Raw genomic sequence first — 13,954 nt, 5'->3', positions numbered from 1 at the left:
GCGAAGGGGCGCGTCAGACCAGTTCCGGCGACTGAACGACGCTTATCTCGACGCCGACGGCGCGCGCGCCGACTCCTGTCACCGGCTGCGCGTCGCGATGGTCGAGGCCGACCGCGATGCGCACGTAGCGCTCGTCCGGGCAGCGGTTCATGAACGGATCGAAGCCGACCCAGCCGAGCCCTTCGACATAGGCCTCGGCCCACGCGTGCCCTGCCGGCTGCTGCATCAGCGCGGCGGCCCGCGGCTGCGCGCCGAGCGCCGGCTGCTGCAGTCCCTGCGACTGCGATTGCGATTGCGACTGGGATTGCGACTGCGACTGCGACTGTGCGGCATGCGACGCGCCGAGCGCCTGCTCCATGCCCTCGCCGCTCTGCAGCGCAAGCGCTTCCTCCTCGTCTTCGTCGGCGACGCTCTGCTTCGCGTCGGCGATGCGCTGCATCGCGCTGTCGGCGAGCACGTAGCCCGAGATATAGCGCGCGGGAATCTTCAGCACGCGCGCGGCCGCGATGAACGCATGCGCATGGTCGCGGCTCGTGCCCTCGCCGTTTTGCAGCGCGGTTTCGGCGTCGACCGGCGCGTCGGCCAGGGTCGGCGCGTACGCGATGCGATCGTGCACTTCCGTCATCAGCCAGTGCAGCGCATCGAGGCTGTGCGGCTCGATCGGCAGCGCGTGCGCGAGCTCGCGCACGGTGTCGCCGGCCTTCGTGAGCGCGGTCTCGCGCTCGAAAATCCACGGCGGCGCATAGCCCTCGGAGTTGCCGAGAATGCCCGCGCGGTCCTGCGTCTCGACGACGCCGGCCGCGACCACGACGATCTCGTTCTTCGCGCCGGGGTCGTGGCGCACGAGATCGATCCGGTTGCCGAAGCCGTCCGCATAGGACAGCGTCGGCTCGACGCCGTCGATCGTGACCTGCCACGCGCGCACCGTCTGCCCGGGCCCCGATTGCGGGCGCAGCCGCAGCCGTTGCAGCGCGTGGGTGGCTTGATCGTCGAACTTATAACGCGAGATGTGTCGGATGGCGAGTCGCATGGCAAGTCTCAGTCGAAGTTGTAGGCCTGGGCGATATCGGCGCCGAGGCTGTTGTTGCGGCCGATGAAGTCGGTCAGGAACTCGTGCAGGCCGCTCTTGAAGATCCGCTCGACCGAGGTGTCGGACAGCATCTGCAGGATCTTCGCGGCCGTGTCGTGACACGGGTGTGTCACGCCGTAATCCTTCGCGAGCAGGTTCAGGCTCGACACGACGCGCCCGTAGCAATAGCGCAGCGAACGCGGCATGCGGCCGTTCAGGATCAGATAGTCGGCGATGTTCATCGGCTTGTACTGCACGTCGTACACCCAGCGATACGACCGGTGCGCGGCCACGCAGCGCAGGATCGTCTCCCACTGGTAGTTGTCGAGGATCGTGCCGACGTGCGACACCGACGGCAGCAGCAGGTGATATTTCACGTCGATGATCCGCGCGGTGTTGTCCGCGCGCTCGACGAACGCGCCGATCTGCGCGAAATCGAAGATCTCGTTGCGCAGCATCGTGCTGTAGAAGCTGCCGAGGATCAGCGCGGTTTCGCGCTTCACTTCGTCGAGCACCGCCGGCAGCCCGCTCTCCGGCACCGGCTCCGCGAGCGCGCGGCGCAGCGCCAGCCACGCGCCGTTCACGCTTTCCCACGCCTCGCGCGTGAGTGCCGTGCGCACCATGCGCGCGTTCGAGCGCGCGGCCTCGATGCACGACAGCACGCTCGACGGGTTGTCGCGATCGCGCAGCAGGTAGTCGGTCACGGTATCGGCGGCATATGCGTCGTACTTCTGACGATAGCCGTCGTCCGCGCCCGAGCTGACCAGCACCGACGACCATTCGGCCGGCGCGTCGGCCGTGCGCGTGAGCGCCATCCGCAGCCCGGCATCCACGATGCGCGCGATGTTCTCCGCGCGCTCGATATAGCGGTACATCCAGTAGAGCCCGCTCGCAGTTCGTCCCAGAAGCATCTCGTGTCCACTCCGTCTTCGTTCGGTTCGCGCGCCCGCTGCGGCGCGCGCGGTCGTGCCCGGCTCAGTCGGCCAGCACCCAGGTGTCCTTGGTGCCGCCGCCCTGGCTCGAGTTGACGACAAGCGATCCTTCCTGCAGCGCGACGCGCGTGAGCCCGCCCGGCGTGATGCGGATCCGGTCCGACACCAGCACGAACGGCCGCAGGTCGACGTGGCGCGGCGCGAGGCCGGCTTCGGTCAGGATCGGCGTCGTGGACAACGCCAGCGTGGGTTGCGCGATGTAGTTCGCGGGTCGCGCGCGCAGCTTCGCGGCGAACGCCTCGAGTTCGGCCTTCGACGCGCACGGCCCCACCAGCATCCCGTACCCGCCCGAGCCGTGCACTTCCTTCACGACCAGTTCGTCGAGATGGTCGAGCACGTATTTCAGGCTGTCGGCCTCGCCGCAGCGCCAGGTCGGCACGTTCTCCAGCAACGCCTTGCGGCCGGTGTAGAACTCGACGATCTCCGGCATGTACGAGTAGATCGCCTTGTCGTCGGCGATGCCGGTGCCCGGCGCGTTCGCGATCGTGATGTTGCCGGCGCGGTAGACATCCATGATCCCGGCCACGCCGAGCACCGAGTCGGGGCGGAACGTGAGCGGATCGAGGAACGCGTCGTCGACGCGGCGATACAGCACGTCGATCTGCCGGAAGCCTTCGGTCGTGCGCATCGCGACGCGGCCGTCGACCACCTGCAGGTCGCTGCCCTCGACGAGGTGCACGCCCATCTGGTCGGCGAGGAACGAATGTTCGTAGTACGCGGAATTGTGGATGCCGGGCGTGAGCACGGCGATGGTCGGGTTGTCGGCGTTGCCACCCGGCGGGCATACGGCCGCGAGCGATTGCCGCAGCATCTGCGGATAGGTCTCGACCGGGCGCACCTTGACCTGCTGGAACAGCTCCGGGAAGAGCTGCATCATCGTTTCACGGTTTTCCAGCATGTACGACACGCCCGACGGCGTGCGCGCGTTGTCCTCCAGCACATAGAATTCGTTCTCGCTGGTGCGCACGATGTCGACGCCGATGATGTGCGTGTAAACGTTCCCGGGCGGCCGGAAATCGATCATCTCCGGGATGAACGCCTCGTTGTGCGCGATCAGATGCTTCGGCACGATGCCCGCGCGGACGATTTCCTGGCGGTGGTAGATATCGTCGAGGAATGCGTTGAGCGCCATCACGCGCTGCTCGATGCCGAGCGACAGGCGGCTCCATTCCGCGCCCGAGATGATGCGCGGCACGATGTCGAACGGAATCAGCCGCTCGGCGGCCTGCGCGTCGCCGTACACGGCGAACGTGATGCCCGTCCTGCGGAATACGCCTTCGGCGTCGTGGGCCTTCTGGGCGAGGCTTGCTGGGTTCTGCGTGTCGAGCCACTGCTTGAGGCGCGCGTAAGGCGGTCTCACCATGTCGCCGGATTGCAGCATTTCATCGAACGGTTTCATCGAATTGTTCTCCATCGTTCTCCCCGGCATTGCGCATGCCGGACCGGCGTACTCACTTCTTTGCAAGGAACGTGCCTTGCGCTATCCGCTCGATTCCCCCCTTTTGGCGCCGCCGCGCGCACGCTCGTGCGCCATGACGCACCACGACGGTGCAGCGACGGCTCTCTCCGCCGCATCGACGCGCCGCGATCGCGCGCGCCAGTCGAACATAGTTCCCCCGCGTGTCACGAATGCGCAATCTGCACTGCACCAAATGGGCGCCGGTGCCGGTTGTGCCCGTCGTGGTGAATGGTGCCCCGCAGCGCTCGCCATGCCTTGGGCGCCTCGATTCCCGCCCCTGTTCGCCGAGCAGGATGGCGCGGCGCAACCGCTCGCCGGGAAAGCGGGCCGGCCACGCAACCTGCGCAGGCCGGCCCTGGGGAAGTACCGTCTGCGGCCGCACCAGCGTTCGACGCGGTGAACTAACTGGTTAGCCGGGTCCGGCGCCTCAAACTTATGCAGCCGTAATGCCGCCGACAATGCTCATGCATATTTCGACTGACACCGATCGAAAAAAAACATCGGCTGCCGGCGCGCGAGGCGCGGTAGGCTAGAAGGTTCGTGCAGCGAAACGGCGCCGCCGTCCCCGTGGGCGCCCGACCATAACAAGCGAAGATCGAAATGGAAGCGAAGTGGCTGGAAGATTTCCTGAGCCTTGCGGATACCAAGAGCTTTTCCCGGGCCGCGCGTCATCGGCACCTCACGCAGTCGGCGTTCAGCAGACGAATCGCCGCGCTCGAAACGTGGATGGACGCGAAGCTGGTCGACCGCAGCATCAACCCCATCACGCTGACGCCGGCCGGGCAGATGTTCCGCGGGCTGGCCGCGGACATCCTGCGCAGCATGTATGCGGCACGCAACCTCGTGAACGGGTACGACCAGTTCGCGGCGAGCGACCAGGTCGTGCGCTTCGCGGTCGCGCATACGCTCGTGTTCACGCTGTTCCCCGAATGGCTCAAGCAGTTGAACGGCGAAGTCGGCCACGTGACCGCGCGCGTGAATGCGGTGAACGTGCCCGAAGGCGTGCAGCAACTGGTCGAAGGTGAGTGCGACCTGCTGCTCGGCTATCACCATCCGCAACTGCCGATCGTGCTCGATCCGAACCACTTCCCGTTCGTCACGCTCGGCGTCGAGCGGATCCTGCCGGTGTCGACGCCCGACGCGCACGGCCGGCCGGTCTTCGAACTGCCGGGCGCGCCGGACGCGCCGCTGCCGCTGCTCGCGTATTCGTCGGGGGCGTTCCTCGGGAACGTCGTCGAGATGCTGCTGCTGAACGCGTCAGAATCGTATGCGCTGCACCGCTGCTTCGAGACGCACATGTCCGAAGCGCTCAAGGGGATGGTCGTGGCCGGGCACGGGATCGGCTGGCTGCCCGAAAGCTGCGTGGCGAAGGAACTCGCGGAAGGCTCGCTCGTGCGGGCGGGCTCGGCGGACTGGATCACCGAGCTCGAAATCCGCCTGTACCGTTCCGCGCGCAAGCGCGGGCTCGCGGCTGAACAGCTGTGGACCTACATCATGAACCGGCCGCGCACCGCGGCCGACGGCCTGGTCGCGGCCGAGCCGGGAGCACCCGCCGTGCGCATCGCTCGCCGCAGCGTCGGCGGCAGCCGATAACGTCCTTCCTCGTCCTTCATCGCCTGACTTGCCGGCGCACGACGCGCAGTTAACCGCGCGTCGCGCCGTCATTCCAACGGCGGCCGCCCGCATTTTCCGCTCCTGCACGGGGTGTCGATGCGAATATCGCACGCTTGATCAAGCGAGTAAAACAGCCAAACGTTTGCGAGTCCGAGCTGTATTTCTTTCTATCAGAAATACTTGATCCTGAATAACTTTCCGATTTCAACAGCGGAAATAACCTGTTACAGATCACAATAAAAGTTTCGATTTGCGTGGAACGACGATTCCCACCAAAACCGTCGCACCCTCTTTTTTTATTTTCACGCTCTGTGCACCAATATCACGGAAATACCTCGAATACAGAGGCAAAACGTTCTTTTATCAGTCGTTATTTTTCGGTACAAATTCCGGTACCTCTTACGTCGTAAGTTTCCGTATGGGTCATCGCTACCGCCGAGCAAATTTCATGTCCGGCAACATCGACTTTATTATGATTTTAAAGATTCGTCGAATAAATGCCAATCCTATTTAAATAAGACATTTTAAACGGTGTGTCGTGCGGGCTACACACAATTGTTTGTTGAAAACCCATCGTGTATCAATAGCATGTCGTAAAAGCACGCATATAATTTCGACTCGGAATAAATGCGTTGTCATTGATTCCGGATGGAGGTGGCAATGTCTTCCTCGTCGTTCAAACAGCATGCTCGGCCTTTGGTCGGCCTCGTCGTCGTATTCGCGCTCTGCATCGATGCCGTGGCCCAGGGCCAGACCCAAACCCAAACCGAGACGCCAGCGTCCGGCGCGGGCCCGGAGCGATACGTGATTTCGTACATCTGCGGTGATGCACGCATCGACGGTACGGCGCCGCTTCCCCCCGACGGCCGTCCGTACAACCTCGGTGTGTCGTTCGTGGCGGGCAGCACCGGTCAGCCGCTATCCAACGTGCAGGTCCGACTGCGGCGACACGGCCGCGTGCTGCTGGAATTCAAGGCCACGGGGCCGCGCTGTCTGTTCAGCGTGCCCGAGGCCAGTTACCGGGTCGAAGGGACCTATCAGGGGGCGACGCAGTTCGCGATCGTCGAAACGGGCGCGCTCACCACGCAGTTGAAATGGTGAGCCCCGGCCGAATCCGCGTGCCGACAGCGCGCGATCGCGCCATTTACCGCGATCCACCACTATCCACCGAAACGAGGAGCATGGAATGACTCGCGCAGAGCGACCGGACGACGCGCCGGTCCGTCAGCCGAAACCCTCCTGGGGCCCGGGCAAGAATGCGGCCCTCAGCATCGTCGCGTTTGCCGCGATCTTCGGTGCGTTCGCGTATGTCGAGCGCGACGTCGGGATGGGCAACGCAGCCCACACGACCGTGACGCGCGACATCGCCGGCGTGGTCGGCACCGCCGTCCAGAAGTCTCGCGACGCCATCGTGGCCGTAACGGACAACGCGTCCGGCCCGTCCGCATCCGCCGGCGCCGCATCGACCGTCGCACAGGCCGCGCCGGGTAAATCGTCGGCGGCGGAGGCCGCGCCCGTGATGTCGGCGGCGGCCGAACCCACCGTGGCGCCGCCAATGACGGCCCGGTCCCACCCGAAACATACGCGCCGTGCGCATGGGTCATCCACGACGCTCGCGGCGAACGCGTCTGCCGCATCCGCCGGCGCGCGCACCACTCGCTCATCCGAAGCGCACCGGACGTCACGTTCGCAGGCGCTGGCGCGCACGAAAAAACCGACCGACTCCGAGCCGAGCGTGCAGCCGCATTCGTATACAGCGGACTCGGCGCACATGCAGGCCGCGAGCGTCACGCGCGCGGAGGTGGAAGGCGCCCGCGCGCTGGCCAAGGCGCGCTCGTGCGCACAGAGGGATCAATGGAACTGCGTGGAGCAAAACGCGAGCCGGGCACTCGCGATCGACCCGAAGAACAGCGAATCGCGCGCGCTGCTTGGACAAGCGATCCGTAACCGCCTGTGAGCCGGCCGGATGCCGCCGGGCCTCGCCACCCGGCAGCGTGATGGCGGGCGACGAGCGTCATCGGGCATGCAACCGATGTGATCAATAAGAAGTGAGGACATACCGTGGCTAACAATCGTAAACAACAATGCACCACCGTCGCTCCGTCCAACCGGCGGATCCTCCTGCATGCGCCATTGCTGTTGCTGCTCGTCGCGTCCGGCCCCTGCTTCGCCGCCGAAGGCGATGCGGAACCGGGCAGCGCGCGCGAAATCGCCAAGGCCCACGGCGCGCGGGATGCGCTGCCGCCCGACTTGCAGCCGACGGGGGCGCCGATGCAGGCCGCCCAGGGTTCGGGCACGCTGCCTCCTCATGCGCCGACACCGATCGCGCTGGCGTCCGATGCGTCGCTGCAGATCGCTCAGGCATCGCCTATGCCGATCTCGGTGGTGGTGGAGCCGGAAGCGCCGCAATCGGGCGAGCCGGCGCCGGGCGCGCAGCCGCCCGATCCGCCGACACCTGTCGCGCCGACGCCCGACGGGCCGAAGCAACTGGCGGGGGCGTCCGACAGCGCGCTGCCAAGTACGCCTGTATCGATCGCGCAGACGCAGGACGCGCCGGTGCAACTGACGCAGGCATCCGACACCGCACCGCCGAATACGCCTGCACCGGTCGCACAGACGCAAGACGCGCCGGCGCAACTGGCCCAGGCGTCCGACATCGCCCCGCCAAATACACCTGCACCGATCGCACAGACGCAGGACACACAAATGCCGCCTGCACAGGCCACCAGCACCCAACCGCCCGATACACCGGCGCCTACCGCCGCGACGACATCCGAACCCTCCGCATCCACCGCGCCGCAGCCCGCACCAGCCACCACCACGCCACCGAATTCACCGACGCAAACCGCTCAGGCATCCGGTACGCCGATGCCGAACTCGCCCGCGCCCGTGACGCAGATGCCGGGCGCGCAACCGCCGTCGTCCCAAGGGCCCAGTTCACAGACGCCCGGCGCCCAGCTACCCGGCGAATCCATGCAACGCTCGCAAGGCCCTGACGTCGAAACGCCGAACGCCGAGGCGCCGGATCTCCGTACCGCCGACGTCGAGACCGTGCGCAAGGACGTGTTCGGCCTCGCGGCGAGCGGTGGCGCGGTCAAGGCGATCGACGAAGCGAAAATGCGGCCCGATGCGTTCTCCGCCGTCGACATCGCGCAACTGGAAGAACTGTCGATTCGCCAGCAGGTGCGCGGCGGGCGCGACAAGTCGCGCGCGATGACGAGTTCGGACCGCTTCGACGGCCTCGACAACGCGCTGCGCGCGGCCGACGACCTCGACCAGCGGATGCCGGCCACCCCCGAATACACGCCCGTCAGGACGGCGCTCGCGGGCGACCGCACGATCGCCCTCGCGGCACGCGGCGACATGACGAAGGCCGTCAAGACGTTCGAGACGATCCCGCCCGACGCGGAGATCTCGATCGACGCGCTGGCGGCCGTCGGCGACGCGTATCTGTACCTGAGCGAACCGGGCAAGGCGAATGTCGTGTACCAGCGTGCGCTGAATCAGGCGACCGCGTCGCCGACGGACCGCGCGACCCGCGGCTTCCAGTACGGTGCGCGCACGCGCGCGATCGAACTGCGCGAAGGGCTGTTCTGGTCGTACGTCGACCGCGCCCGCGCGGCGGACGCGAAGCAGGTGCTCGACGACATGAACAAGTCGCTGCCGCCGGCCACGGAGGTGCGCAATTACGGCCCGGGCGAAAGCGACTATCTGCGCTACTACCGGCTGCGCGCGCAATACCTGATCTTCACGGGTCGACCCGACGAAGGGATCGCCGCGCTCGAGCAACTCGAGAAGGAGGTGCCGTTCAACGGCGAGGTGCGCGCCGCGCATGCCGATGCGGTGTCGGGCCAGGCGCATCCACGCCAGGCGATCTCGATGTATCGCGCGTCGCTGGCCGACCACCCGGACAGCGTCGAGATGCTCGCGGGCCTGGGCCGCGCGTCGCTCACGGCGGACGACTACGCAACTGCGAAGACCGTCGACCAGACCCTCGACAACACGTTCCCGGACAGCGGCGCCGTGCGCAGCTTCAAGCGCGACTACAAGGCCTACCGCAGCCCCATCTTCACGACCGACCTGAGCTTCGAGCACGGCAACAGCGCGCTGGCCGACAACAGCTTCACGTCCGACAGCTACATCTATTCGCAACCGTTCGGCGACAACTGGCGGGTGTTCTCGCACACGTTCTTCGGCCACGCGCAAACCGACAGCGGCAGCATCAGCCGCACCCGCACGGGCATCGGCGGCGACTACCGGCACGGGCCGCTCACGGTGCTCGGCGAAGTCACGCGCTCGTTCGGCGGCGACGGCCGAACCGGCGGCCGCGGGACGATCGCCTACGCGCTGAACGACTACTGGACCGTCTCCGGCGGGCTCGACAGCAACGACAACTCGCTGCCGTGGAAGGCGTATGCGGCGCACATCTGGGGCCGCTCCGCGAACGTGTCGGTGGTGTATCGCCAGAACGACCGTCGCGAAGTCAAGCTGAACTACGGCGTGAGCCGCTACAGCGATTCGAACCTGCATCAGGAAATCACGGCGACCGCCACGCAGCGCGTGTACACGTCCGCCAACCAGCTCGTCAACGTATCGCTGGATCTCGGCACCGACAGCAACACGCGCCGGGACGCACCGTACTTCAGCCCGGGCCGCGACTACGCGGCCGCGGCGACCGTGATGCACCAGCTGACGTTGTGGAAGAAGGGCGACATGGGGCTGCAGCAGCGCATCTCGGTGTCGGGCGGCGCTTACAACGAGCGCGGATTCGGCACCAGCGCGCTGTGGAGCGCGCGGCTCGAGCACGCGTGGACATTCAAGCACGACATCACGCTGAGTTACGGCATCGAGGTCAGCAGCCACGCGTACGACGGCGAGCGCGAGCGCTCCGAAACCGGCTTCCTGTCGCTCAACCTGCCGTTCTAGCAAGGAGATCGTACGATGCAATCCAGACGGACCTTCATGTGCGGATGCATGGGCGCATTTGCCGCCTGTTCGCTGTTCCCGGGCGTGAGCAATGCCAAGATGATCGACCTGCTGCCGCCGTCCGATCCGGCCGACGGCAAGACGTTTCGCGTGATCTGCCTGCATGACGTGCGTGACAATCTGATGGCGTCGTTCACCTCCCCGTCGGCGATGGTCGACCCGTTCGCCGTCGATACCGGCACGCTGACCGCCATCTTCTCGTGGCTGCAGACCAACAACTACCACACCATCACGGTCAAGCAGATCGAGGAGTCGCGGCACGGCGGCAAGCCGCTGCCGCCGCGCTCGGTGCTGCTCACGTTCGACGACGGCTTTCGCAGCCACTACACGAAGGTGCTGCCGCTGCTCGAGCGCTTCAAGTATCCGGCCGTGATGGGCATCGTCACCGCGTGGATCGATACACCGCCGAATGCGCCGATCCGCATCAGCGACAAGGTGCAGGTGCCGCGCGACTACTTCCTGTCGTGGGACGAGGTGAAGAAGCTCGGCCAGTCGCATCTCGTCGAGCTCGGCTGCCACACCCACAACCTCCATCACGGCGCGATCGCGAACCCGCAAGGCAACGAGTTGCCGGCGACCACCTCGCACCTCTACCTGCAGGACCAGAAGCGCTATGAAACCGACGCCGAATTCGAAGCGCGCGTGCACAACGACCTGCAGACCTGCGTGCGGCAGATCCGCGAACACACCGGCATCGTCGCACGCTCGATGGTGTGGCCATACGGCGCGGAAAACCAGCCCGTGCGCAAGATATCGACGTCGCTCGGCATGGACATCCAGTTCAGCCTCGACGCCGGCCCGAACACGCCGGACGTGCCGCTGGACCGCTTGAGACGGATCCTGATGATGTACGACGTCGACATCGGCGGGTTCGAACGCTCGATGCGCGAGCCGGCATCCAACCGCGGTGACGTCGACGTGCCCGAGCGCACCGTGCAGGTCGATCTCGACCAGGTCTACGATCCGGATCCCGCGCGGCAGGAAGCGAATCTCGGCAAGCTGATCGAACGCATCTACCGGATGCAGCCGAAATCGGTGTACCTGCAGGCGTATGCGGATCCGAAAGGCACCGGTGTGGCCGAAGCCGTGTATTTCCCGAACCGGCACCTGCCGATGCGCTCCGACCTGTTCTCGCGCGCCGCGTGGCAGCTCAACACGCGCGCCAACGTGCAGGTGTACGCATGGATGCCGGTGCTCGCGTTCCGGCCGCCGGCGGACAAGCAGCGCGGGCTCGAGGCCGTGAGCGCCTACGGCGGCGCGCCGGCGCGCGAGAACGGCACGCGCGTGTTCCGGCTGAGCCCGTTCGATCCGGAAGCGCGGCTGATGATCCAGCAGATCTACGAGGATCTCACCAAGCACGCATCGTTCAGCGGCATCCTGTTCGGCGACGACGCCGTGCTCGACGACTACGAGGATGCGGGCAAGCATGCGCTGCGCACCTATTCGCAGTGGGGGTTGCCGGCCGATATCGGCAAGATCCGCGAGAACCCCGACCTGATGAAGCGCTGGACGCGCCAGAAGTCGCGCTATCTCGTCGACCTGACCCGCCAGCTCTCGCAGATCGTGCTGGCCCACCAGAATGCGGGCGATGTGCTGACCGCACGCAACATCTTCGCGATGCCGGTGCTCAAGCCCGAATCGGAAGCGTGGTACGCGCAGAACTACGACGATTTCCTCGCGACCTACGACTACGTCGCGCTGATGGCGATGCCGTACATGGAACAGGCGAAGGATCCCGAAAGCTGGCTCGACCAGCTCGTGCAGGCCGTCCATGCGAAGCCGCGCGGCCTGGAGCGCACCGTGTTCGAACTGCAGTCGTACGACTGGCGCGCGCGCAAAGAGGTACCGGCCAACACGCTGCTCGCGCAGATGCGGCGGCTGCGCAGCAAGGGCGCGGTGAATTTCGGCTACTACCCGGACAACTTCCTGAACGGCCAGCCGCAGCTCGAAGCGATGCGCGACGTGATGTCGTTGAAGTCCCGCCTCGACCAGAACTCGATCAACGCGCTGATGCAGATGCAGCACACGCCCGGAACCAAGACGCCATGAACTCCCACAGCATCATCCAGCGCTTGCAGGACTTCGTCTTCTACTATCCGTTCTTCATGTCGTATCTGTGGATGATCGGCGGCGTCGTTCACTACTTCCTGCTCGAGGAGGGCCGCGAGCTGTCGATGCGCACGATCGCGTCGAGCGGCATCCCGAAGATCTCGATCGTCGTGCCGTGCTTCAACGAAGCGGCGAACGCGCGCAGCGTGATCCGGCATCTGAACGCGATGGACTACCCGAACTACGACATCATCGCGGTCAACGACGGCAGCCAGGACCGCACGGGCGAGATCCTCAACGAGCTGGCCGTCGAGATCCCGCGGCTGCTCGTGATCCATCACGCGCGCAACGAGGGCAAGGCGGTCGGGCTCACGACCGCGGCCGCGGTATCGAACGCCGAATACCTGCTCTGCATCGACGGCGACGCGCTGCTCGCGCACGACGCGATCGGCTGGATGCTCGAGCATTTCCTGACCGATCCGGGTGTCGGCGCGGTGACCGGCAACCCGCGCATCCGCACGCGCACGTCGCTGCTCGGGCGCATGCAGGTCGGCGAATTCTCGTCGATCGTCGGGCTGATCAAGCGCACGCAGCAGGTGTACGGCCGCATCTTCACGGTGTCGGGCGTGATCACGATGTTCCGCAAGACCGCGCTCGCCGATGTCGGCTACTGGAGCTCGGACATGCTGACCGAGGACATCGACATCAGCTGGAAGCTGCAATGCCGCGACTGGCGCGTCGTGTACGAGCCGCACGCGCTCAGCTGGATCCTGATGCCCGAGACGGTCCGGGGGCTCTACCGGCAGCGGCTGCGCTGGGCGAAGGGAGGCATCCAGGTGCTGATGAAGTACGCGGGCACGCTCGCGCGGCCGACGCAGATGATGATGTGGCCGCTGTTCATCGAGTACCTGATCGGCATCGCGTGGGCGTACTCGATGTCGTTCATCCTGCTGCTCGCGCTGATCGACGTGGTCTACCCGCTTCCGCCGAGCTGGCATGTGTCCGTGGTGCCGCACTGGCACGGGATGCTGCTGGTGGCGACCTGCATCCTGCAGCTGATTATCGGCAGCATGATCGATCGTCGTTACGACGAAAAACTCCTGATGTACTTCCTTGACACCATCTGGTACCCCGTCGCGTTCTGGTTGATCAGCATGATCACCACCGTCGTCGCCCTGCCCGCCGTCGTATTGCGGGGCCGCGGCAAGCGCGCCGTTTGGGTCAGTCCCGACCGAGGCATTCAACATGAAGAACGCGCCGATTATTGACCTTTCCCTGCGCGCCCCGCGCGAGCTGATCGCCGAGCGCGGCGGCATCGTCGGACCCGTGCTCGTCGCGTGGTTCCGCCTGATGCGGCCCGCGCTGGTCGGTGGGGTCTGGGCATCGATCTGCATCTATACCTACCGCTACCTGTTGCCGTTCAACGAGGCCGAGATGCCGATCGAACAGATCGTGTTCTACGTGACGAGCATCGCGCTGATCGCGGGCACGATCGTCATGTGGCTGATCGCGGGGCGCGTCGTGCATCCGCTCGCGTACCGGTGGCGCGTGTCGAAGATGTTGCGGCGCTCGGCCAGCGTGAAGGTGCGCTCGGTCGCGCCGACCGCGTTCGCGGGCGCCCGCCGGCGCGGCGCACGACGCACGACGCGCATTCTCGTCGCGTCGCACGACGCGAACGGCTCGATCTCGGGCATCGAATGGGTCGCGCATGCAGGGGCCCAACCGCGCGAATAGGTCCGGGCAGACGTGCCGCGCCGCGCGCGACGCATGCCGCGCGGCGCGACA

General features: G+C 66.0%; 10 protein-coding genes. 7 read left to right on the top strand and 3 right to left on the bottom strand.

The genetic code is table 11. The features are described 5' to 3' along the window. Window positions 1-13 precede the first annotated feature (13 nt). From BAMB_RS17740 to BAMB_RS17730, 3 genes are all read right to left on the bottom strand, one after another. The gene (locus BAMB_RS17740) at window positions 14-1,030 is read right to left on the bottom strand and encodes a transglutaminase family protein (RefSeq protein WP_011658545.1); all 1,017 of its coding nucleotides are present in this window, start codon (window positions 1,028-1,030) and stop codon (window positions 14-16) included. An 8-nt stretch (window positions 1,031-1,038) separates the two neighbouring features. Continuing rightward, window positions 1,039-1,980 carry an alpha-E domain-containing protein gene (locus BAMB_RS17735; RefSeq protein ID WP_011658544.1) on the bottom strand — a complete coding sequence of 314 codons (942 nt, stop codon included), beginning with the start codon at window positions 1,978-1,980 and terminating at the stop codon, window positions 1,039-1,041. Between the two features lie 64 nt (window positions 1,981-2,044). Further along, on the bottom strand, window positions 2,045-3,460 hold the full coding sequence (locus BAMB_RS17730) for a circularly permuted type 2 ATP-grasp protein (RefSeq protein ID WP_041491637.1): 1,416 nt from the start codon (window positions 3,458-3,460) through the stop codon (window positions 2,045-2,047). A 660-nt stretch (window positions 3,461-4,120) separates the two neighbouring features. Here BAMB_RS17730 and BAMB_RS17725 point away from each other — a divergent pair. The 7 genes from BAMB_RS17725 to BAMB_RS17695 all read left to right on the top strand — a co-directional run bounded on the left by BAMB_RS17725 (window position 4,121) and on the right by BAMB_RS17695 (window position 13,903). Further along, window positions 4,121-5,113, top strand: a complete 993-nt coding sequence (locus tag BAMB_RS17725) for a LysR substrate-binding domain-containing protein (RefSeq protein WP_011658542.1) — start codon at window positions 4,121-4,123, stop codon at window positions 5,111-5,113. A 681-nt stretch (window positions 5,114-5,794) separates the two neighbouring features. Continuing rightward, window positions 5,795-6,235: a hypothetical protein gene (locus BAMB_RS17720; protein WP_041491636.1), complete on the top strand. Its 441-nt coding sequence runs from the start codon at window positions 5,795-5,797 to the stop codon at window positions 6,233-6,235. An 85-nt stretch (window positions 6,236-6,320) separates the two neighbouring features. Then, window positions 6,321-7,091 carry a hypothetical protein gene (locus BAMB_RS17715; protein ID WP_011658540.1) on the top strand — a complete coding sequence of 257 codons (771 nt, stop codon included), beginning with the start codon at window positions 6,321-6,323 and terminating at the stop codon, window positions 7,089-7,091. A 104-nt stretch (window positions 7,092-7,195) separates the two neighbouring features. Further along, on the top strand, window positions 7,196-10,060 hold the full coding sequence (gene pgaA, locus BAMB_RS17710; RefSeq protein ID WP_011658539.1) for a poly-beta-1,6 N-acetyl-D-glucosamine export porin PgaA: 2,865 nt from the start codon (window positions 7,196-7,198) through the stop codon (window positions 10,058-10,060). Between the two features lie 15 nt (window positions 10,061-10,075). Next, window positions 10,076-12,169 (top strand): poly-beta-1,6-N-acetyl-D-glucosamine N-deacetylase PgaB, encoded by a 2,094-nt coding sequence (pgaB, locus tag BAMB_RS17705; RefSeq protein ID WP_011658538.1) that lies wholly within the window; start codon window positions 10,076-10,078, stop codon window positions 12,167-12,169. Further along, window positions 12,166-13,437 carry a poly-beta-1,6-N-acetyl-D-glucosamine synthase gene (gene pgaC, locus BAMB_RS17700; RefSeq protein ID WP_011658537.1) on the top strand — a complete coding sequence of 424 codons (1,272 nt, stop codon included), beginning with the start codon at window positions 12,166-12,168 and terminating at the stop codon, window positions 13,435-13,437. The genes pgaB and pgaC overlap by 4 nt, the downstream gene beginning before the upstream one ends. Beyond that, complete coding sequence (locus BAMB_RS17695; RefSeq protein WP_011658536.1) at window positions 13,415-13,903, top strand: hypothetical protein; 489 nt, start codon at window positions 13,415-13,417, stop codon at window positions 13,901-13,903. The genes pgaC and BAMB_RS17695 overlap by 23 nt, the downstream gene beginning before the upstream one ends. Window positions 13,904-13,954 lie beyond the last annotated feature (51 nt).

It is taken from the genome of Burkholderia ambifaria AMMD (genome assembly GCF_000203915.1).
GTDB lineage: Bacteria > Pseudomonadota > Gammaproteobacteria > Burkholderiales > Burkholderiaceae > Burkholderia > Burkholderia ambifaria.
Note: the sequence above shows the minus strand (reverse complement) of the source record. Positions and strands in the feature narration are given on the sequence as shown.

Excerpts from the sequence above, each read along its gene's own strand:
- BAMB_RS17740 (WP_011658545.1), bottom strand. The coding sequence starts at position 1,030 with ATGCGACTCGCCATCCGACACATCTCGCGTTATAAGTTCGACGATCAA.
- BAMB_RS17735 (WP_011658544.1), bottom strand. The coding sequence starts at position 1,980 with ATGCTTCTGGGACGAACTGCGAGCGGGCTCTACTGGATGTACCGCTAT.
- BAMB_RS17730 (WP_041491637.1), bottom strand. The coding sequence starts at position 3,460 with ATGAAACCGTTCGATGAAATGCTGCAATCCGGCGACATGGTGAGACCG.
- BAMB_RS17725 (WP_011658542.1), top strand. The coding sequence starts at position 4,121 with ATGGAAGCGAAGTGGCTGGAAGATTTCCTGAGCCTTGCGGATACCAAG.
- BAMB_RS17720 (WP_041491636.1), top strand. The coding sequence starts at position 5,795 with ATGTCTTCCTCGTCGTTCAAACAGCATGCTCGGCCTTTGGTCGGCCTC.
- BAMB_RS17715 (WP_011658540.1), top strand. The coding sequence starts at position 6,321 with ATGACTCGCGCAGAGCGACCGGACGACGCGCCGGTCCGTCAGCCGAAA.
- pgaB (WP_011658538.1), top strand. The coding sequence starts at position 10,076 with ATGCAATCCAGACGGACCTTCATGTGCGGATGCATGGGCGCATTTGCC.
- pgaC (WP_011658537.1), top strand. The coding sequence starts at position 12,166 with ATGAACTCCCACAGCATCATCCAGCGCTTGCAGGACTTCGTCTTCTAC.
- BAMB_RS17695 (WP_011658536.1), top strand. The coding sequence starts at position 13,415 with ATGAAGAACGCGCCGATTATTGACCTTTCCCTGCGCGCCCCGCGCGAG.